Origin of the sequence: Solihabitans fulvus (assembly GCF_008386585.1) — a bacterium.
Taxonomy (GTDB): Bacteria; Actinomycetota; Actinomycetes; order Mycobacteriales; family Pseudonocardiaceae; genus Solihabitans; species Solihabitans fulvus.
Window position 1 is genome coordinate 12,673 of record NZ_VUOB01000065.1, and the last position, 19,841, is coordinate 32,513.

General features: G+C 69.4%; 14 protein-coding genes and 2 tRNA genes. 13 read left to right on the plus strand and 3 right to left on the minus strand.

The annotated features are described in order from the left end of the window. Positions 1 to 48: 48 nt before the first annotated feature. Positions 49 to 501: a PH domain-containing protein gene (locus F0L68_RS32400; protein ID WP_223199328.1), complete on the minus strand. Its 453-nt coding sequence runs from the start codon at positions 499 to 501 to the stop codon at positions 49 to 51. Between the two features lie 341 nt (positions 502 to 842). On the opposite strand from F0L68_RS32400, the gene F0L68_RS32405 reads away from it, so the two are divergent. The 8 genes from F0L68_RS32405 (at position 843) to cimA (ending at position 13,584) form a co-directional block, all read left to right on the plus strand. Beyond that, positions 843 to 2,702 (plus strand): acetolactate synthase large subunit, encoded by a 1,860-nt coding sequence (locus F0L68_RS32405; RefSeq protein ID WP_149853685.1) that lies wholly within the window; start codon positions 843 to 845, stop codon positions 2,700 to 2,702. A gap of 2 nt (positions 2,703 to 2,704) precedes the next feature. Then, complete coding sequence (gene ilvN / locus F0L68_RS32410) at positions 2,705 to 3,211, plus strand: acetolactate synthase small subunit (RefSeq protein ID WP_149853686.1); 507 nt, start codon at positions 2,705 to 2,707, stop codon at positions 3,209 to 3,211. A 41-nt stretch (positions 3,212 to 3,252) separates the two neighbouring features. Continuing rightward, on the plus strand, positions 3,253 to 4,266 hold the full coding sequence (gene ilvC / locus F0L68_RS32415) for a ketol-acid reductoisomerase (protein WP_149853687.1): 1,014 nt from the start codon (positions 3,253 to 3,255) through the stop codon (positions 4,264 to 4,266). Positions 4,267 to 4,407: 141 nt separating this feature from the next. Next, a complete protein-coding gene (locus F0L68_RS32420; protein WP_149853688.1) occupies positions 4,408 to 4,677 on the plus strand; it encodes a DUF397 domain-containing protein in 270 nt (89 codons plus the stop codon). Between the two features lie 219 nt (positions 4,678 to 4,896). Beyond that, positions 4,897 to 6,492 (plus strand): phosphoglycerate dehydrogenase, encoded by a 1,596-nt coding sequence (gene serA / locus F0L68_RS32425; RefSeq protein WP_149853689.1) that lies wholly within the window; start codon positions 4,897 to 4,899, stop codon positions 6,490 to 6,492. 370 nt (positions 6,493 to 6,862) lie between these two features. Beyond that, positions 6,863 to 10,300, plus strand: coding sequence for a S8 family peptidase (locus tag F0L68_RS32430; protein WP_149853690.1), 3,438 nt, complete (start codon positions 6,863 to 6,865; stop codon positions 10,298 to 10,300). 296 nt (positions 10,301 to 10,596) lie between these two features. Next, entirely contained in the window at positions 10,597 to 11,637 is a 1,041-nt protein-coding gene (locus tag F0L68_RS32435) for a 3-isopropylmalate dehydrogenase (protein ID WP_149853691.1), read from the plus strand. A gap of 312 nt (positions 11,638 to 11,949) precedes the next feature. Further along, complete coding sequence (gene cimA, locus F0L68_RS32440; RefSeq protein ID WP_149853692.1) at positions 11,950 to 13,584, plus strand: citramalate synthase; 1,635 nt, start codon at positions 11,950 to 11,952, stop codon at positions 13,582 to 13,584. Between the two features lie 15 nt (positions 13,585 to 13,599). On the opposite strand, the gene F0L68_RS32445 is transcribed toward cimA, so the two are convergent. Then, complete coding sequence (locus tag F0L68_RS32445) at positions 13,600 to 14,262, minus strand: HAD family hydrolase (protein ID WP_223199329.1); 663 nt, start codon at positions 14,260 to 14,262, stop codon at positions 13,600 to 13,602. A gap of 102 nt (positions 14,263 to 14,364) precedes the next feature. Here F0L68_RS32445 and F0L68_RS32450 point away from each other — a divergent pair, with 102 nt between their 5' ends. Both F0L68_RS32450 and F0L68_RS32455 read left to right on the plus strand, forming a co-directional pair. Further along, entirely contained in the window at positions 14,365 to 15,147 is a 783-nt protein-coding gene (locus F0L68_RS32450) for a fumarylacetoacetate hydrolase family protein (protein WP_149853693.1), read from the plus strand. Between the two features lie 169 nt (positions 15,148 to 15,316). Next, positions 15,317 to 15,979, plus strand: a complete 663-nt coding sequence (locus tag F0L68_RS32455) for a response regulator transcription factor (protein ID WP_149853694.1) — start codon at positions 15,317 to 15,319, stop codon at positions 15,977 to 15,979. A 175-nt stretch (positions 15,980 to 16,154) separates the two neighbouring features. Here F0L68_RS32455 and F0L68_RS32460 read toward each other — a convergent pair whose 3' ends face one another. Next, positions 16,155 to 17,390, minus strand: coding sequence for an FAD-dependent oxidoreductase (locus F0L68_RS32460; RefSeq protein ID WP_149853695.1), 1,236 nt, complete (start codon positions 17,388 to 17,390; stop codon positions 16,155 to 16,157). Positions 17,391 to 17,782: 392 nt separating this feature from the next. Here F0L68_RS32460 and F0L68_RS32465 point away from each other — a divergent pair, with 392 nt between their 5' ends. The 3 genes from F0L68_RS32465 (at position 17,783) to F0L68_RS32475 (ending at position 18,856) form a co-directional block, all read left to right on the plus strand. Beyond that, complete coding sequence (locus F0L68_RS32465) at positions 17,783 to 18,523, plus strand: HAD family hydrolase (RefSeq protein ID WP_223199330.1); 741 nt, start codon at positions 17,783 to 17,785, stop codon at positions 18,521 to 18,523. A 140-nt stretch (positions 18,524 to 18,663) separates the two neighbouring features. Further along, positions 18,664 to 18,735 (plus strand) — tRNA-Gln (locus F0L68_RS32470). Positions 18,736 to 18,783: 48 nt separating this feature from the next. Continuing rightward, positions 18,784 to 18,856, plus strand: a tRNA-Glu gene (locus F0L68_RS32475). The last annotated feature ends 985 nt before the right edge of the window (positions 18,857 to 19,841 follow it).

Sequence of the window (19,841 nt, forward strand, 5' to 3'; positions counted from 1 at the left end):
TAACGAGGCGCCGGGTGGGCACCCTGGTGGGGAGCGGTGTTTTCGAGGCTACTCCGCGGCCGAGGGGTCGCCCATCCGACCGCCGCTCATGGCGGCCAGCAGTGACAGGTGCCTTGCCCGCACCGCGGGCAGCGGGACCTCGGTCTCGTCGTCGAGTACCGCCACGGCCCACGACTTCGCGCCGACCTTCACTGCGGCGACCTCCGCCCACGGCAGGTCGCGCCCGCCGAAGGTGGTCCTGGCCACCAGGCGTTCCCGGTCGACGACCGTCCGGTTGCGCACCACCCACACGCCGATGGCGAGCGGCACCAGGTAGATGACCTGGAGGCCCGGCTTGGCGAACGCGATCGGCGTCGCGCACATCGCCGCGAACAGGACGGCGAGCAGCGCGATGCCGGGGACGCGGAACACCAGCTTCGGCGGCAGCTGGGGCTGGGGCTCGTGCGGTGTCGTCGCGGCCTCGTCGCCGCTGGTCTCGGCGGGCCGGTCTTCGGTGTCCACACACCAATGGTCCCATCCCACTTTCGGTGGACCTCAGCCGGCCGGCTCGGCGCGACCGGTCGGCGGACGGTCGCATAGTCGCAGGTCAGGGCGATCTGGACGCGGGTAGGTCGCCGAGCGAGGCGTCCACCATCCGGGAAGGTTGTCCCGCAGAGTTGACGGTGCCCGAAGCCGGCCGTTACCGTCAGAGCCATGCAGCGCACGCTCGTTCTCGTACTTTCCAGGCGCGTCGACGCCTAGGCAGAACTGCTGCGTCGACGCGCGACCCTCGTACGGCCACACCGGTCGGCGGGGGTTTTTTAGTGCCTGAAGATGTCACCCCGACCCACGAGGCAGACCAGATGACCAGCGCAACCTCGCGACAAGCCCCGGCTCAGGGCGAGACTCCGTCGCCAAGCACAGGTCCACGCCCAGGGCCCCGGCCCAAGCCGACGCCACCCGGCGGCGCACCCGTCCGGGTAACCGGCGCCCAGTCACTCGTCCGCTCGCTCGAAGCCGTCGGCTGTGAGGTCGTGTTCGGCATTCCAGGCGGCACCATCCTGCCGGCCTACGACCCGCTGCTCGACTCGACCAAGGTCCGGCACGTCCTGGTCCGGCACGAACAGGGCGCCGGGCACGCCGCAACCGGCTACGCGCAGGCCACCGGCAAGGTCGGTGTGTGCATGGCCACGTCCGGCCCCGGCGCGACGAACCTGGTCACCCCGCTGGCCGACGCCAACATGGACTCCGTGCCCGTCGTCGCCATCACCGGCCAGCAGAGCAGGGCGCTGATCGGCACGGATGCCTTCCAGGAAGCCGACATCTGCGGCATCACGATGCCGATCACCAAGCACAACTTCCTGGTGACCGAGCCCGCGGACATCCCGAGGGCGATCGCCGAGGCGTTCCACATCGCCTCGACCGGCCGGCCCGGCCCGGTCCTGGTCGACATCCCCAAGGACGTGCTCCAGGAGACCACCACCTTCTCCTGGCCGCCCGAGCTACGGCTGCCCGGCTACCGGCCGACGACCCGGCCGCACAGCAAGCAGGTCCGCGAGGCGGCCAAGCTGATCAGCGGCGCGCAGCGGCCCGTGCTGTACGTGGGCGGCGGCGTCATCAAGGCCGACGCGCACGCCGAGCTGCTGGCGCTGGCCGAGCTGACCGGCATCCCGGTCGTCACCACGCTGATGGCCCGCGGCGCGTTCCCCGACTCGCACCCGCAGCACGTCGGCATGCCTGGCATGCACGGCTCGGTCACCGCCGTCGCCGCCATGCAGCGCGCCGACCTGCTGGTGGCGCTCGGCGCGCGGTTCGACGACCGGGTCACCGGCCAGCTCGCCACGTTCGCGCCGGACGCGGCGATCGTGCACGCCGACATCGACCCGGCCGAGATCTCCAAGAACCGCAGGGCCGACGTGCCGATCGTGGGCGACTGCAAGGAGATCATCGCCGAGCTGATCGAGGCGGCGCGGGCCGAACACGAGACAGCGGGCGGGAAGCCCGACCTGTCCGAGTGGTGGACCCAGCTGGACTCCTGGCGCGACACGTTCCCGCTCGGCTACGACTGGCCTGCGGACGGCACGCTGTCCCCGCAGCACGTGATCGAGCGGATCGGCGCCCTGGTCGGCCCGGACGCCCTGTACACGGCGGGCGTCGGCCAGCACCAGATGTGGGCGGCGCAGTTCATCCGGTACGAGAACCCGAGGTCGTGGATCAACTCGGGCGGGCTCGGCACGATGGGCTTCGCCGTGCCGGCCGCGATGGGCGCCAAGGCTGGCGCGCCGGACAAGCAGGTCTGGGCGATCGACGGCGACGGCTGTTTCCAGATGACCAACCAGGAACTGGCCACCTGTGCCATCGAGGGGCTGCCGATCAAGGTCGCCGTCATCAACAACGGCAACCTCGGCATGGTCCGGCAGTGGCAGAACCTGTTCTACGGGGAGCGGTACTCCCAGACTGACCTCGGCACGCACAAGCACCGCATCCCGGACTTCAAGCTGCTCGCCGAGGCCTACGGCTGCGCTGGCCTGCGCTGCGAGTCGCGGGACCAGGTCGACGAGATCATCAAGCAGGCCATCGAGATCAACGACCGTCCGGTGGTGATCGACTTCGTGGTGGGCAAGGATGCCCAGGTCTGGCCGATGGTCACGGCCGGCAAGAGCAACGACGAGATCCAGGCCGCCCGGGGCATCCGCCCGCTGTTCGACGAGGATGACGTCTGACCATGACTAGGCACACGCTGAGCGTTTTGGTCGAGGACAAGCCAGGCGTCCTCGCCAGGGTCGCCGGGCTGTTCTCCCGGCGCGGTTTCAACATCGAGTCGCTCGCGGTCGGGCGCACCGAGCATCCGGACATCTCCAGGATGACGATCGTGGTGTCGGTCGACGAGCTGCCGCTTGAGCAGGTCACCAAGCAGCTCAACAAGCTCGTCAACATCATCAAGATCGTCGAGCTGGAGACGTCGGCCTCGGTGCAGCGGCAGCTCCTGCTCGTGAAGGTGCGCGCGGACGCGACGGTGCGCAGCCAGGTCCTGGAGACCGTGCAGCTGTTCCGCGCCAAGGTCGTCGACGTGTCGCCGGAGGCGGTGACGGTCGAGGCGACCGGGACGTCGGAGAAGCTCGACGCGCTGCTGCGCATGCTGGAGCCCTACGGGCTGCGCGAGATCGTGCAGTCCGGCATGGTCGCGATCGGCCGGGGCGCCCGCTCCATCACCGCGACCGCGGTGCGCTAGCCATCAGGTTTCCGCTGTAAGGAAGGGAAGTACAGAGCAACATGAGTGCCGAGATCTTCTACGACGACGACGCCGACCTGAGCATCATCCAGGGGCGCAAGGTCGCCGTCATCGGCTACGGCAGCCAGGGCCACGCGCACGCGCTGAGCCTGCGCGACTCCGGTGTGGACGTTCGGATCGGCCTGCCGGAGGGCTCGAAGTCCCGCGCCAAGGCCGAGGAGGAGGGCCTGCGGGTGCTCACCGCGGCCGAGGCCTCCGCCGAGGCCGACCTGATCATGATCCTGGCCCCGGACACCAAGCAGCGGCACATCTACGCCGAGGACATCGCGCCGAACCTGTCCGAGGGCGACGCGATCTTCTTCGGACACGGCTTCAACATCCGCTACGGCCTGATCGAGGCGCCGTCGGGTGTGGACGTGGCGATGGTCGCGCCGAAGGGCCCCGGCCACCTGGTGCGCCGCCAGTTCGTGGACGGCAAGGGCGTGCCGGCGCTGATCGCGGTGCACCAGGACGCCACCGGCAACGCCCAGGCGCTCGCGCTGTCCTACGCCAAGGGCATCGGCGGCACCCGCGCCGGCGTCATCAAGACCACCTTCACCGAGGAGACCGAGACCGACCTGTTCGGCGAGCAGGCGGTGCTCTGCGGCGGCGCGAGCGCGTTGGTGCAGACCGGTTTCGAGGTGCTCACCGAGGCCGGCTACGCCCCGGAGATCGCCTACTTCGAGGTGCTGCACGAGCTGAAGCTCATCGTCGACCTGATGTACGAGGGCGGCATCGCGCGGCAGCGGTACTCCATCTCCGACACCGCCGAGTACGGCGACCTCACGCGGGGCCCGAGGGTCATCAACGCCGCCGTGAAGGACGAGATGCGCAAGATCCTCGGCGAGATTCAGGACGGCACCTTCGCCAAGGAGTGGGTGGCCGAGGACGAGGCCGGTCGGCCGAACTACACCCGCCTCCAGCAGGAGGGCGAGCGCCACCCGATCGAGGAGACCGGCAAGAAGCTGCGTGGCCTCATGTCCTGGGTCGATCGGCCGATCACCGAGACGGCCTAATAGTCGTACTGTGCAATGGGCCCGCCGCGCATAGTCGCGGCGGGCCCAAAGGCGTTTCCTGGCGGTCGTTCGGCCGGTATATCTTGTTACCGACCGGCACCGGTCGACTACCCGTAGCTACCAGATATTCAGGGGACGGCAATGACGACGGAGAGCGCGCCGATCTACGACGACAAGGCCGAGGTGCGGGGCAAGCTCGACCTCACCGATGCCGAGTGGCAGCGCAGCGACGAGGGCGACCAGGAGGGGGAGCACGTCGAGGTCGCGTTCGTGCCGCACACCGACGGCGTGACCTACGTGGCGATGCGCAACTCGGCGCACCCCGAGGGGCCGGTGCTGGTGTTCACGCCGTCCGAATGGGACGCGTTCATCGAGGGCGCCAAGGACGGCGAGTTCGACGAGCCGTGGTGACCAAGGGCTCCTGACGCGGGCCCCGGCCGAAACAATCTTTTTCCCCCGCGCACACGGGACCTCGCTACACTGCGCCTGGTCCGGACACAGAGTCGTGACCGGTCGGCGCGGGCCCCGTGACGCAGGGGCAGGATCCAGACCCCCGACCGGCTGAGCGCGGCAACGCACCCAGCGACGCCCGCGCTCGAAGACGTCCAACGACTTCTGGGAGCAAGCCCCGTGACCAACCTCAGCCGACCCGTGGTCCTCATCGCCGAGAAGTTGGCGCCGTCGGTGCTCGACGTGTTCGGCGACGAAGCGGAGATCCGCCACGTCGACGGCACCGACCGGCCCGCCCTGCTCGCGGCGGTCGCCGACGCGGACGCCCTGCTCGTCCGCTCCGCGACCAAGGTGGACGCGGAGGTGTTCGCCGCCACCGACAAGCTCAAGGTGGTGGCGCGGGCCGGTGTCGGCCTGGACAACGTCGAGGTGCCGGCCGCCACCCAGCGCGGCGTGATGGTCGTCAACGCGCCGACCTCGAACATCGTCTCCGCCGCGGAGCACGCCGTCGCGCTGCTGCTCGCGGTGGCCCGCCAGGTGCCGGCCGCGGACGCGAGCCTGCGTGGTGGCGCGTGGAAGCGCAGCTCCTTCTCGGGGGTCGAGCTCAACGGCAAGACCGTCGGCGTCGTCGGCCTGGGCAAGATCGGCCAGCTGTTCGCGCAGCGGCTCGCCGCGTTCGGCACCGAGCTGATCGCCTACGACCCCTACGTCTCCTCGGCCCGCGCCGCGCAGCTCGGCATCGAGCTGGTCAGCCTGGACGAGCTGTTGGAGCGCGCCGACGCGATCTCCATCCACCTGCCCAAGACGCCGGAGACCAAGGGCCTGATCGGCGCGGAGCAGCTGGCGAAGACCAAGAAGGGCGTGCTGATCGTCAACGCGGCGCGCGGCGGCCTGATCGACGAGGCCGCCCTCGCCGACGCGGTGCGCAGCGGCCAGGTCGGCGGCGCCGGCATCGACGTGTTCGTCACCGAGCCGACCACCGAGAGCCCGCTGTTCGAGCTGGCGAACGTGGTCGTCACCCCGCACCTCGGCGCGTCGACGGCGGAGGCGCAGGACCGCGCTGGCACCGACGTGGCCCGTTCGGTGCGGCTGGCGCTGCGCGGCGAGTTCGTGCCGGACGCGGTGAACGTGCAGAGCGGCGGCGTGGTCGGCGAGGAAGTGCGGCCCTACCTGTCGCTGGTGCAGAAGCTCGGCACGGTGCTCGCCGCGCTGTGCCACCGGGCGCCGACCTCGGTCACGGTCGAGGTCCGGGGCGAACTGTCCAACGAGGACGTTTCGGTGCTGCCGCTGGCGGCCCTGCGCGGGGTGTTCTCCGGCGTGGTCGAGCAGCAGGTCACCTTCGTCAACGCGCCGGGGCTGGCCGAGGACCTCGGCGTGGCCGTCGAGCTGGTGAAGGAGCCCGAGAGCGCCAACCACCGCAGCCTGGTGACCGTGTACGCCGTGCACGCGGACGGCACGCGGCTCAGCGTGGCGGGCACGATCACGGGCCTCGACCAGGTGGAGAAGCTGGTCGCGGTCAACGGCAGGTACTTCGACCTGCGGGCCGAGGGCAACGTGCTGCTGCTGGAGTACCCGGACCGGCCCGGCGTGATGGGCACGGTCGGCACGCTGCTCGGCGAGGCCGGCGTGAACGTCGAGGCCGCGCAGATCAGCCAGACCAGGGACGGCTCCAACGCGGTCATGCTGCTGCGGGTGGACCGCCCGGTGGACAACGCGGTGCTCGACCCGATCGGCGCGTCCGTCGGCGCGAAGACCGTCAGCGCCGTGTCGTTCTGAGCAAGACCTGACCGGATCCTCTGATCCGATCCAGTACTTTCGTATGCCGACCCGGCCGCCTGGTGGTGGCCGGGTCGGTTTTTGGCGTAGTGGCCCCGTTTTCGTGAACCTGCCCCAAACAGGTCTTATCGCTCCAAGCACCGTCCGTGTAACAGTTCTCGTCTGAGTGGTCTCGATCGAGCATCGTTCACTCGTTTGGAGTATCCGACGGTGGGCAATCAGCGATTAGGTTCCGTCCCGAGGTCGGACCAGGAGTCGTTGAGGGCACGACGCCACGCCGCTCATCCGAGGGGGCCAGTTCCTTTCTGTCCCGGATGCGCGCACGGTCGGAGACGACCTCGAGTGAGGGCAAGCTGTGAGGAGCTTCCGTGTGACACGGGGCGCTGGCCGCATCGCGGCCAGATCCGCTGTCGCGGTGCTCGCCGTGATCCTGGCCGGTTCCACCGGTGTCGGGGCTGCGGTTGGCCAAGAGCAGAACCAGAACGACCCGCTGGCGCAGTCGCTGCCCAGCCACAAGGGCCTGCCGACCGGCGATCTGACCAACAAGATCGAGCCGAAGCTGGCCAACGCCAACGGCGTCGTGACCGCGTTCGTCGAGCTGGACAAGAAGCCGGCCGTCGACGCGTTCAACGAGAAGAAGAGCCAGGGCGGCAGCAAGGACCAGGCCAAGCAGGCGGCCAAGGACGCCAAGGCGGACACCGCGCAGACCACCGACAAGGTCGTCGCCGACCTCACGTCGAAGGACGCTGCCACGACGGTGGTCGCCAAGACCGCCAACGCGGTTCCCGGCATCACGGTCACCGCCAACGCCGACAAGATCCGCGAGCTCGCCGCGCGTCCCGACGTCAAGGCCGTCTACACGACCGTGCCAAAGGAACGCACGAACGCCGACGCCGTCCAGCTGACCAAGGCGCTCAACGTCTGGCAGCAGTACGGCAAGTTCGGTGACGGCGTGCGCGTCGCGATCATCGACGACGGCCTCGACTACACGCACGCGGACTTCGGCGGCCCCGGCACGCCCGAGGCGTACAAGGCGATCGACTCCACCAAGGTCGACCCGTCCTACTTCCCGACCGCCAAGGTGGTCGGCGGCTACGACCTCGCCGGCAACAACTACGACGGCGCGGGCAAGAAGGCCCCCAACAAGCCGGTGCCCGACCCCAACCCGCTGGCCTGCGGCGAGCACGGCACCCACGTGGCCGGCTCCCTCGGCGGCTTCGGCGTCAACGCCGACGGCAGCACCTTCCGGGGCGACTACTCCAAGCTCACCTCGGCCGACCTGGACAAGATGCGGATCGGGCCAGGCACCGCGCCCAACGCCCTGCTCTACTCGTTCAAGGTGTTCGGCTGCGAGGGCTCGACCAACCTGACCAGCCAGGCCATGGACATGGCGCTGGACCCGGCTGGCGAGGGCGACTTCTCCGACCACGTCGACATCGTCAGCCTGTCGCTTGGCAGTGACTTCGGCGCCCCGGACGACCCCGACAGCCTGTTCGTCAAGAAGCTGGTCGCCAACAACGTGCTCCCGGTCATCGCCGAGGGCAACGGCGGCGACCTCTACGACGTCGGCGGTTCCCCCGGCAACAGCGTCGAGGCGCTCACCGTGGCCAGCACCCGGGACGGTCACGCGCTGCGTGACGGCGCCGAGGTCACCGCGCCGGCCGACGTGACCGGTGTCAAGGCCGGCCAGTACAGCCAGGCCTACACCAAGTTCGACACGCTGAACCTGACCAAGCCGGTCGTGGCGATGTCCGACGCCGCCAACAAGGACGGCTGCCTGCCGTTCTCCGCAGCCGACAAGGCCGCGGTGGCCGGCAAGTTCGTCTGGCTCGAGTGGGACGACAACGACGCCTCGCGCCGTTGTGGCTCGGTCGGCCGGTCCGGCAACGCGAAGGCGGCGGGCGCCGCTGGCGCGCTGTTCTCCTCGACTGTCGACACCTTCGGCGCCGGCATCACCGGTGACACCGACATCCCGGTCTACCAGTTCACCGGCAGCGCGTCCAAGCAGGTCCGCCCGGCCCTGGCCGCCGGCACCCTCCAGGTGCGTCTCGACGGCAAACTCCGCACCCAGGTGCCGACCTTCGACGCCGGCATCGTGGACACCCCGAGCTCCTTCACCTCGCGCGGTGTGCGCGGCCCGGCCGTGAAGCCGGACGTCGCGGCGCCGGGTCAGGACATCTCCTCGGCCCTGCGCGGCAGCGGCAACGACCGCCTGGTCATCAGCGGCACCTCGATGGCCACCCCGCACGTCGCCGGCATCACCGCGCTGGTGCGCCAGGTCCACCCGGACTGGACGCCGGAAGAGGTCAAGGCGTCGGTGATGAACACCGCCAACAACGACGTCTACTCGGGCGCCAACAAGACCGGCTCGATCGAGGCCCCGCAGCGCGTCGGCGCGGGCCGCATCGATGCCAAGGCGTCCATCGACAACCAGGTCCTGGCGATGAACCAGGACGACCCGGGCGCCGTCAGCGTCTCGTTCGGCACCGTCGAGGTCGGCGGTCCCGTCTCGCTGACCAAGACCATCAAGGTCGTCAACAAGGGCGTCAACGCCGTCGAGCTGGGCGCCGCCTACCAGGCGATCACCCAGATCCCCGGCGTCAGCTACCAGCTCTCCAGCGACACCGTGAAGCTGAACCCGAAGGGCGTCAGCAGGATCAAGCTGACCCTGAAGATCGACGACCCGTCGGCGCTGCGCAAGACGATCGACCCCACGGTGCAGACGACCCAGCTCGGCGTCGCCCGCCAGTTCCTGGCGGACGCCTCCGGCCGCGTGGTGCTCACCCCGCGCAGCGGTTCCACGGTTCCGCTGCGGGTGCCGGTCTACTCGGCGCCCAAGCCGGTCTCGAAGATCACCACGGCCGACTCGCTGCGTTTCCGCGGCAGCGATACCCAGGAGATCCTCAACGTCAAGGGCAAGGGTGTCGACCAGGGCACTGGCACCCAGGCGTACCGCTCGCTGATCAGCGTGCTCGAGCTCCAGGGCTCGAAGGCGCAGCTCCCCGAGTGCAAGAAGAACGTCATCGAGAACTGCACCCTGAACAAGACGGCCAAGGGCGGCGACCTGCGGTACGTCGGTGTGACCTCGACGGCCCCGCTGGCCAAGGAGCAGGGCAAGGCCGGTGACTCGCTGCTGGCGTTCGGCCTGGTCACCTGGGGCAACTGGTACAACCTTGGCAGCAACACGATTCCGGCGATCGACATCGACACCAACGGCGACGGCAAGCCCGACTTCGAGGTGTTCGTGACCAAGCCGTCCGGGACCGACGTGCTGCTGGCCCAGACGGTCGACCTGAACAAGCAGAAGGCGGACGGCTCGTTCCAGGTCGTCGACCAGGAGGCCGTGAACGGTCAGTTCGGTGACGTCGACACCAACGTCTTCGACACCAACACGATCGTGCTGCCGGTGGCGCTGACCGCGCTGGGCATCGACCCGAGCAAGGACAGCGCGCGCATCTCCTACACCGCCAGCGTCGCGGGCTTCTACACCGCCCCCGGCGACAAGACCGGCCTGATCAGCTCGATCAGCACCCCGATGTCCTTCGACCCGCTCAAGCCGGGCCTGTGGACGCAGGGCGGCGGTGACGCGGCGATCGGCTACGTGGCCAAGCCGGGCACCGCGCTGGTGGTCAACCGGGACGCGGCCGCGGCGGCCGTGGACAAGTCGGACAGCCTGCTGGTGATCGACCACCACAACGCCTCCGGCGACCGCGCCCACGTGGTCAAGGTCAACGCCGACCGGCAGCGCCCGGCGCCCGGCGGCCGTCCCGGCCACCGGCTGCCCGGCGGCATCACGGCGGCAGAGTGACCGCCTTCCTGCGGTGAACAACTGAACAAGGCAGGACCCCTGTGAAGGCGAAGCCCGGACGGCGAGGAGACTCGCGGTCCGGGCTTCGCCCGTTGAGGCGCGGATGAGCCCCGACAGGCGTAGAACTGGAACGGGTGACCCACAGAAGTGGCACGTGAACCATGTGGGTGTCCCGCAGTACGGGAGAGATCAACCCGGAAGTGTGTCCGGCATGCAGCCAACAGGCTTGCTGCCGGTAGCCTTCGGCAGAGGCAAGGGTCCCGCTGTTCGGGGACCGATACCCGGGAGGTGTGTAGATGCGGCTCGCGGTGATCCCAGGTGACGGGATCGGGCCCGAGGTGGTCGCCGAGGCGCTCAAGGTGCTCGGCGAGGTCGTGCCGACGGCGGAGATCACCCGCTACGACCTCGGCGCGGCCAGGTGGCATGCCACGGGAGAGCTGTTGCCCGAGTCGGTGCTCGCCGAACTGAGGCAACACGACGCGATTCTGCTCGGCGCGGTCGGCGACCCGTCGGTGCCGAGCGGGATCCTGGAGCGCGGTCTGCTGCTGCGGCTGCGCTTCGAACTGGACCATCACGTCAACCTGCGCCCGGCGCGGCTGTACCCGGGCGTGCGTAGCCCGATCGCGGACCCGCCGGAGATCGACATGGTCGTCGTGCGAGAGGGCACTGAGGGCCTCTACGCCGGCAACGGTGGCCTGCTGCGCAAGGACACGCCCCACGAGATCGCCACCGAGGTCAGCATCAACACCTCGTTCGGCGTCGAGCGGGTCGTGCGGGACGCCTTCACGCGGGCGGCCAACCGCCCGCGCCGGCACCTGACCCTCGTGCACAAGACCAACGTGCTGACGCACGCGGGCTCGCTGTGGTCGCGGGTGGTGGAGGAGGTGTCGCTGCAACACCCCGAGGTGACCGTCGCGTACCAGCACGTGGACTCGGCCACCATTCACATGGTGACCGACCCCGGCCGGTTCGACGTGATCGTCACGGACAACCTGTTCGGCGACATCCTGACCGACCTCGCGGCGGCGGTGACCGGCGGCATCGGGCTGGCGGCCAGCGGCAACCTCGACGTGACCCGGCGCAATCCGAGCATGTTCGAGCCGGTGCACGGCAGCGCGCCGGACATCGCGGGGCAGGGCATCGCGGACCCGACGGCGGCCGTGCTGTCCGTCGCGTTGATGCTCGACCACCTCGGCGAGCAGGAGTCGGCCCGCCGGATCGAGGCCTCGGTCGCCTTCGACCTGGCGACCAGGGACCACCAGTCGCCCGGCGCGACCTACGCGATCGGCGACCGGCTGGCCGCGTTGGTCTCCTCGAACGTCCGCACCGGCGCCTGACCAAGCAGCACACTCCGGGCCTGTCACACCGACTTCTGTCGGTCGCGACAGGCCCGGACTGCTGTCCGGGCCCGCCCGATGGTGTTCACCATGTGGGAGAAAGTGCCCAGGGCTTGGTTGGTGACTGTCCCCTGTGGCACCATGCGACCGTGGCTTTCCGCGCTGTGATCATCATTTCCGAGCGCGTCGGGTAGTGCCTTCCAGCACCCGACGCGCCGACCTCTCGCATCCGCGGGGGGTCTTTTTGTTTTCCGGAGTCAGTCATCCCCAGTCCGACCGTTTGACCTCCTACCTCCGCGAGGAGCAGAACCAGTGACCCGCACCAGCCCCGCCGGCACGCCGCTCGGCGACTCATTCCACGTGTACGACACCACGCTGCGCGACGGGGCCCAGCGCGAGGGAATCTCGTACTCGGTGGCAGACAAACTCCTGGTGGCCAGGCATCTCGACTCGCTCGGCGTCGGGTTCATCGAGGGCGGCTGGCCGGGCGCGATGCCCAAGGACACCGAGTTCTTCGCCAGGGCGGCCGCGGGCGAGCTGGAGCTGAAGCACGCGGCGCTGGTGGCCTTCGGCGCCACCCGCAGGCCCGGCGCGAAGGCGCACGAGGACCCGCAGGTGTTGGCGCTGCTGCACTCCGGGGCGCCCGTGGTGACGCTGGTGGCCAAGTCCGACCGTCGGCACGTGGAACGGGCGCTGCGCACCGACATCGCGGAGAACTGCGCGATGGTGCGCGACACCGTGCGGTTCCTGGTCGGCGAGGGGCGGCGGGTCTTCCTCGACGCCGAGCACTTCTTCGACGGCTACGCCTACGACCCGGCGTGCGCGCTGAAGGTGCTGGAGTCCGCGGTGGACGGTGGCGCGGACGTCGTCGTGCTGTGCGACACCAACGGCGGACAACTGCCGACCGGGCTCGCCGAGACGGTCACCGACGTGGTGGCCCGCACCGGCTTCCGGGTCGGCATCCACTGCCAGGACGACACGTCCTGCGCGGTCGCGAACTCCGTCGCGGCCGTGCAGGCCGGTGCGAGCCACGTGCAGTGCACCGCGAACGGCTACGGGGAGCGGGCCGGCAACGCCGACCTGTTCGCCGTAGTAGGGAATCTCGTGACCAAACTCGGCATGCCCGTGCTACCAGCCGATTCGGCAGCCGAGCTCACCCGCGTGTCCCATGCCCTTGCCGAGATCGCGAACATCGCCCCCGACACCCACCAGGCCTACGTCGGGGCGTCGGCCTTCGCCCACAAGGCGGGACTGCACGCGAGCGCGATCAAGGTGGATCCGGAGCTGTACAACCACATCGATCCGGTCACCGTCGGCAACGGCATGCGGGTGTTGGTCACCGAGATGGCCGGCCGGGCCAGTTTGGAACTCAAGGGACGTGAGTTCGGAATTGACCTGGCCGGTCAGCCACAGGCGCTGAGCAGCGCCGTGCGCAAGGTGAAGGAGCTGGAGGCGAAGGGCTGGTCCTTCGAGGCGGCGGACGCCTCGCTGGAACTGCTGCTGCGCAGGGAGATGCGGGAGGACGCCGACCTGCCGGCGGCCGAGCCGCCGTTCACCCTGGAGTCCTACCGGGTGCTGCTGGACCGGCGGCCCGACGGCGCGATCGTGTCCGAGGCGACGGTGAAGGTGCGGGTCGACGGCGAGCGGGTGATCGCGACCGCGGAGGGCAACGGCCCGGTGCACGCGCTGGATGCCGCGCTGCGCAAGGGACTGCTGCCGCACCTGCCGTGGCTGGACACCGTCGAGCTCGCCGACTACAAGGTGCGGATCCTGACCGAGCACCCCGGCACCGACGCGGTGACCAGGGTCCTGGTGGAGTCCACCGACGGCGACCACGAGTGGACCACCGTCGGCGTGCACGGCAACATCGTCGAGGCAAGCTGGCTGGCCCTCTGCGACGCGCTGGTGCACAAGGCCATGCACGTGTCCCAGCTCACCACCTCTTGAGACCGCCCGGCCACATCAGAAGCCAAGCGCCCCAGGCAGATCGGCGGCGTCGGTGACCACCAGGTCGGCCCCGGCCGCGCGCAGCGTGTCCGGGGCCACCAGGTCGGCGAAGCCGACGACCCGCATCCCGGCCGCTCGCCCCGCCGCCACACCGATGGGGCTGTCCTCCACCACCGCGCAGGACTCCGGTCGCGCGCCAAGCTTCTCGGCGGCGAACAGGAAGATGTCCGGGGCCGGCTTGCCGTTGGCGACCATCGTGGCGCTGAACAGCTTGCCGTCGAAGAAGTCCGTCAGCCCCGTCCGGTCCAGCCGGAACGCGATCTCCTCCGGCGTGCTGCTGGAGGCGACGCACACCGGCACGCCCTCGGCAGCCAACCCGGTCAGCACGTCGGCCATGCTGGGCACGGCGACCAGCTCGGCGACCAGCCGCTCGTTCAGCCGCCTGGTGCGCTCCTCGGCCATGTCGGCCCGCAGCGGGTGGCCGAGCTCGCGCTCGATCTCGGCGAAGCAGGACGACGCCGACCGCCCCATGTAGCGCGCGACACACTGCTCGAAGCTGGTCGGCAGCCCCTCGCTCGTGATGAGCGCCGCGAACACCTCGTTCGCGATCCGCTCCGAGTCGACCAACGTGCCGTCACAGTCGAAGATGACCAGCTCAGGGCGGCTTTTCTGATTCACACCCACCACGCTAGCCGACCAGCCATCACCCCCCCGCGCCAAGTCCACAATGGACCGGTTCGTCGAGCTGACCCCGCGCCTCCCGTTCGCTATGGTGATCCGGTGCGCATCGCTCGAATCGCCCACCCCGAGGGCCTGTCGTTCGTCTCCGTCGTCGGCGAGGGTGACGACCTGGTCGCCGAGGAGATCGCCGAACACCCCTTCGGCAAGCCGAACCTCACCGGCCGTCGCTGGCCGCTCGCGGACGTGCGGCTGCTCGCGCCGATCCTGCCGCCCAAGATCATCGGTGTCGGGCGGAACTACGCCGCGCACGCCGAGGAGCTTGGCAACGCGCTGCCGGACAACCCGCTGATCTTCCTGAAGCCGCCGACGTCGGTGGTCGGCCCCAACATGCCGATCAGGCTGCCGGCCGACTCCGCGCAGGTCGACCTCGAGGGCGAGCTGGCCGTGGTGATCGGCACCATCGACGGCCGCCCGTTCAAGGACGTCCCTGCGGCCCGCGCCGCTAGCACCATCCTCGGCTACACGATCGCCAACGACGTCACCGCCCGCGACCAGCAGCGCGCCGACGTGCAGTTCACCAGGGCCAAGGGGCACGACACGTTCTGCCCGCTCGGCCCGTGGATCGAGACCGAGCTTGACCCGGCCGACCTGGCGATCCGCACCGAGCTGGACGGCGAGGTGAAGCAGGACGCGCGCACCTCGCTGCTGCTGCACGAGATCCCCGAGCTGATCGAGTTCATCTCCGGGATCATGACGCTGACCCCAGGTGACGTGATTCTCACCGGCACGCCCGCCGGCGTGGCGCCGATGAAGCCGGGCCAAACGGTGTCGATCACCGTCGAAGGCATCGGCACGCTAAGCAACCCGGTAGCAACCCGGTAGCTGCCCACTAGACAGACCGCACCCACCCCTGCCGCCGGTCGGAGCAACAAACCTAACTGGTGAGTAACTCCCCTCACACTCTGCCGTACCAACCGGTAACTTGCGTGTTTCATCGGGTCGACGTGCCCGGGAACGGGCGAGCTGACTGGCTGGCACGCGGAGGTGACCGATGGCGGAGGCGGAGCCGACGCGCGTCCTGCTGGTCGACGCGTCGCAGCTGGTCACCGAGGGTCTGCGCATCTCGCTGCACCGCACGCAGGCGTTCCGGGTCGTCGGCATCGCGCACACCGTCGCCGACGCGCTGCGCAGCCTGCGCGGGGTGCTGATCGACCTCGTGGTCACCGACGTCGACGTGCCGGGCGCCGGGCCGCTGCGCACGGTGCACGACGCCGTCCAGCACCGGCCCGAGGCGCCCGTCATCGTCCTGTCCGGGGTGGACAACCCACAGTGGGCCAGGGCGGCGCTGGACGCCGGCGCCGATGCCTACCTGCTCAAGACCACGCCCCTCCAGGAGCTGCTGCCCACCATCGTCAGCGTGACGCGGGGCGCGCCGCCGGTCATCGACACCCGGCTGGGCCTCCGCGCCGACATGCCGGGCAGGCTGCTGCCGCACGCGACCCTAGGCCGGCTCAGCGCTCGCGAGTTCGACGTCCTCGCCGAACTGGCCAAGGGCCTGGACAATCACATGATCGCGGAACGGTTGTTCATCAGCACCGACACCGTGAAGACCCACGTGAAGGCAATTCTGCGCAAGCTAGGCGCGCGCGACCGAGCGCACGCCGTAGCGATCGCACTCAGCGGCGAATCCGTCAATTACGCGCTGGGCCCATAACCCGCCCCCCCGACTCCCACTAACACCACCGAACAACGCCATAACACCCACCGCCCCGCAACGCAATACTCCGCCCGCCCCCATCGCATCACCCCCATCATCGCCACCGCCATCACTCCGCAGCCAATCGCCCCTCCGCAACCAATCGCCCCCTCCCCTCCGCAGCCAATCGTCGTCAGCCGTTCCTCCTCGCGAATGTGGGCGCGTGCTCCGGCTGGAGCCCGATGGCCACCAGGTATGCGGGAATGCCCTGGAGTAGCGGAAAGCGCTGGAGCAACCGGATCGGCGCGGGCGCCCGACCGTCGGTCGACGGCGGGATCGCGCCGTCCAGCGTGGGGCTCAGGAATCGCGTGTGCGCGGCGCGCTGGACGGCCTGGGTAAGCGCTGTGGGCAGCCAGCGCCGCCGCTGCACCCTGGCCAGCTCAGCGGTGCGCACGCGGCCCCTGCGCAGCGGCGCGGCCAGGAGTCGGGCGGCGGCCACCGCGTCCTGGACCGCGAGGTTGATGCCGACCCCGCCGATGGGCGACATGGCGTGCGCGGCGTCGCCGACGCAGAGCAGCCCGTCGGTGTGCCAGCGCGGCAGGCGGTCCAGCCGGACGTCCAGGAGCTTCACGTCGTCCAGCGAGCCGACCGCGTCGACCCGGTCCGCGAGCCAGGGCACCAGTTCGCCGAACTCCCGCCGGAACGCGTCCACCCCGGCGGCCCGCAGGCGCTGGTCGTCGCCCTTGCGGATCAGGAAGGCGACCTGGAAGTAGTCGCCTCGGTTGAGCAGCACCGCGGCGCGGCCCGTGCTGAACCTGCCGAGCACGCCGGTCGGGTCGCCGTCGTGGCGGGGGAGCCGGAACCACCAGACGTCCATTGGGGCGCCGAAGGAGCGGGTCCGCAGCCCGGCGCGCTCGCGGACCAGGGACTGGCGGCCGTCGCAGGCCACCACGAGGTCGGCGGCCAGTTCGCCGGTCGCGCCAGTCGAGGTGTCGACGTACTGCACGCCCGCGATGCCTCCCCGTTCTCGGCGCAGGCCTGTGACCTCGGTGTTCATCCGGAGCGTGAAGGTCGGCTCGGCCCGGCCGGCGTCCGCGAGGACGTCCAGGAAGTCCCACTGCGGGACGAACGCGATGTGCTTGTGCGGGCCGGGCAGCCGACGCAGGTCGGCGATCATGGCGGGGCCGCTGTCCAGCACGATCTGAGCCTTGTCGATCAGCTGCTGCGGCACGCGGGCGAAGGCCGGACCGAGGCCCAGCTCGTCCAGCAGTGTGAGTGTGGAGGCGTGCACGGTGTCGCCGCGGAAGTCGCGGAGGAAGTCGCCGTGCTTCTCCAGCACCGTGACCTCGACACCCGCCCTGGCCAGCAGTAGTCCGAGCACCATGCCGGCGGGTCCGCCGCCGACTACGCAGCACGTGGTGCGCTCCATGAGAACCCCCTGGGTCGGCCAAATTTCAACGGTAGTTGAATAACCTGAGCATGCTCTCGTAGCGCAGCGGGGTCAAGCGGTTCCGGGCGGTGTCCCGATTCGGTCATATGCCACGCGACTGGTCACGAGTCGAAGTGTGTGGACAGGTCGCATCGACTGGTTCATTGCCGGAATCGAGCGATTCTGCCGTGTTGCCTTCTGCACCATCAGGAACCGCGCGATTTCACGATGCGACGAAGTGGCGACCGCTCGTTCGGGCGATTGCGTCACGCGCACGGGCGAGCGTGCAAGTCATGTTTTGGTAACAGTGTCGAACTTGACCGTGACAGAATTTCAAAGAATCACCTCCTTAGCCGCATCGCCGGAGGGGGGTATCCGCCTAGCCTCGCGGGGTGACGTCACCATCCCCCGCTTTCGCCCAAGAGAAGAAGACACGAGAAATCCGCGCCGTGTGCCTGGATGTCGATGACACGCTCGTCGACTACACGACGTCGTCGCGAGCCGCCCTGACCGACATGGTCGGTCACGCGGGGGCGTGGGAGTTGTGGCAGCGGATCACGGACGAGCACTGTGCGCGGCTGCTCGCGGGGGAGCTGGACTACGCGTCGATGCGCAACATCCGCACGCGGGCGTTCTTCGCCGAGCTGGGGGAGTTCCTCGACCAAGGTGAGGCGACCAAGCGCGAGGTGCGCCGGCAGGCCGTGCTCGCGGAGGGCTGGACGCTGTTCGCGGACGTGCTGCCGTGCCTGGACTGGCTGCGGGCGACGGGTCTGCCCATCGCGGCCGTGAGCAACGCCTCAGGTCACCACCAGCGAGTGAAGATCGCCTCGCTCGGACTGGCCGAGTACTTCGATCATGTGTTGATCGCCGGCGAGGTGGGTGCGGCGAAGCCCGACCCAGTGATCTTCCACACGGCGTGCCTCGGGCTAGGCGTCGCACCGACCGAAACCGTCCACGTCGGCGACCGCCTGCACGCCGACGCGATCGGCGCCAGAGACGCCGGCATGCGCGGCGTGTGGCTCAACCGGCACGGCCCGCAGGACGGTTCGCTCCCCGACGGGATCAAGGCCATCAGCAGTCTCGCCGAGCTGCCTGAGCTGCTGATCTGCGAGCTGTCCGGGGTGTCCGTCTGACCTGGTAGGCCGCCTCCCGACGGGCTCGCCGAGCGCTGCCGGGGGCCCGATTTCCATTCGAGCGGGCACCTGGTCTAGTATCTTTCTTCGGCAGCACGAACAGCGGGACGGCCCAGCCGGAGCGTTGATCGGAAAGCCAATGGGGTATGGTGTAATTGGCAGCACGACTGATTCTGGTTCAGTTAGTCTAGGTTCGAGTCCTGGTACCCCAGCGGTTTGGAAGAACGAAATCCAATCTGATACAGTTCTTCTGCAACCAAGGCCCCGTCGTCTAGCGGCCTAGGACGCCGCCCTCTCAAGGCGGTAGCGCGGGTTCAAATCCCGTCGGGGCTACAAGATCGAGGAGATCCTCGTCTGCTTACGCAGACGGGGATCTTTTCGCATTTACACTGGGGGGCCGAGCCCCCCAGACCCCCAGCCGGGAGGGCTTCGCCCCCCGGACCCCCTGCTCGGCCTGCGGCCTTCGCTGTTGGTGGGCTCGCCTTCGGCTTCGCTCGCTTCGGTGGGCTCGCCTTCGGCTTCGCGACTTCGGTGAAGCTTGCCTTCGGCTTCGCGCCTCTCTCGGGGTGGCTCGCCTTCGGCTTCGTGACTTGGGCGTAGGGCTCGCCTTCGGCTTCGCTGCTCGAGTGGGCTCGCCTACGGCTTGGCGCCTCTTGGGTGGGCTCGCTTTCGGCTTCGCGCCTACCTCGGGGTGGCTCGCCTTCGGCTTCGTCTGTTTCTGCTCGGTGCTGTCGCGACGGTTCCTGTCCCGCCTGGCGTGCTCCCGCCCAGCGCTGCCGCACGTCCTCGCTGACGCTGACACCGTCCGCTCCGGTCGGTGCTGCCGCAGCCCGCTCACGCTTGGCGCTGGCGTGACTTGCTCGCCACTACCGCTACGGCTTCCCGTTTCTGCTCGGCGCCGGCGTGACCCGCCACCCCGCCACCCCGCCACGCGCCACCCACCACGCGCTACTGCTCTCCGCCCTCTGCTCTCCGTCTTAACCCCTCCCGCACGTGCTCCTCCGCCTGCCCCTCTCCCGCCTCTCTGTGCTCTTCACCTGGCCTCACCGCTGAACCGCAGCGTGCCGCCAGGGAGCCGATGGTCGTCTGTCTACATAGGGAGGCTTCGCACCATCCCGTATGACCGGGCGTAGCCCAACCGCGCGGGTCAAGGGGGCACATCCCGCGCTCTGGCACCATCCGCTGGAACTGCCCCCTTGACGCGTGTGGTTGCCTCAGGCGGTCATACGGGATGGTGCGCACCCTCACGCAACCACCTGCTCAACAGGCGCGCTCCCGCACTCCAACACCATCCTGGTGACCTGCCCGTCCGGCGAGG

Coding starts and splice junctions, on each gene's coding strand:
- F0L68_RS32405 (WP_149853685.1), top strand. CDS start 843: ATGACCAGCGCAACCTCGCGACAAGCCCCGGCTCAGGGCGAGACTCCG.
- ilvN (WP_149853686.1), top strand. CDS start 2,705: ATGACTAGGCACACGCTGAGCGTTTTGGTCGAGGACAAGCCAGGCGTC.
- ilvC (WP_149853687.1), top strand. CDS start 3,253: ATGAGTGCCGAGATCTTCTACGACGACGACGCCGACCTGAGCATCATC.
- F0L68_RS32420 (WP_149853688.1), top strand. CDS start 4,408: ATGACGACGGAGAGCGCGCCGATCTACGACGACAAGGCCGAGGTGCGG.
- F0L68_RS32435 (WP_149853691.1), top strand. CDS start 10,597: ATGCGGCTCGCGGTGATCCCAGGTGACGGGATCGGGCCCGAGGTGGTC.
- F0L68_RS32455 (WP_149853694.1), top strand. CDS start 15,317: ATGGCGGAGGCGGAGCCGACGCGCGTCCTGCTGGTCGACGCGTCGCAG.
- F0L68_RS32460 (WP_149853695.1), bottom strand. CDS start 17,390: ATGGAGCGCACCACGTGCTGCGTAGTCGGCGGCGGACCCGCCGGCATG.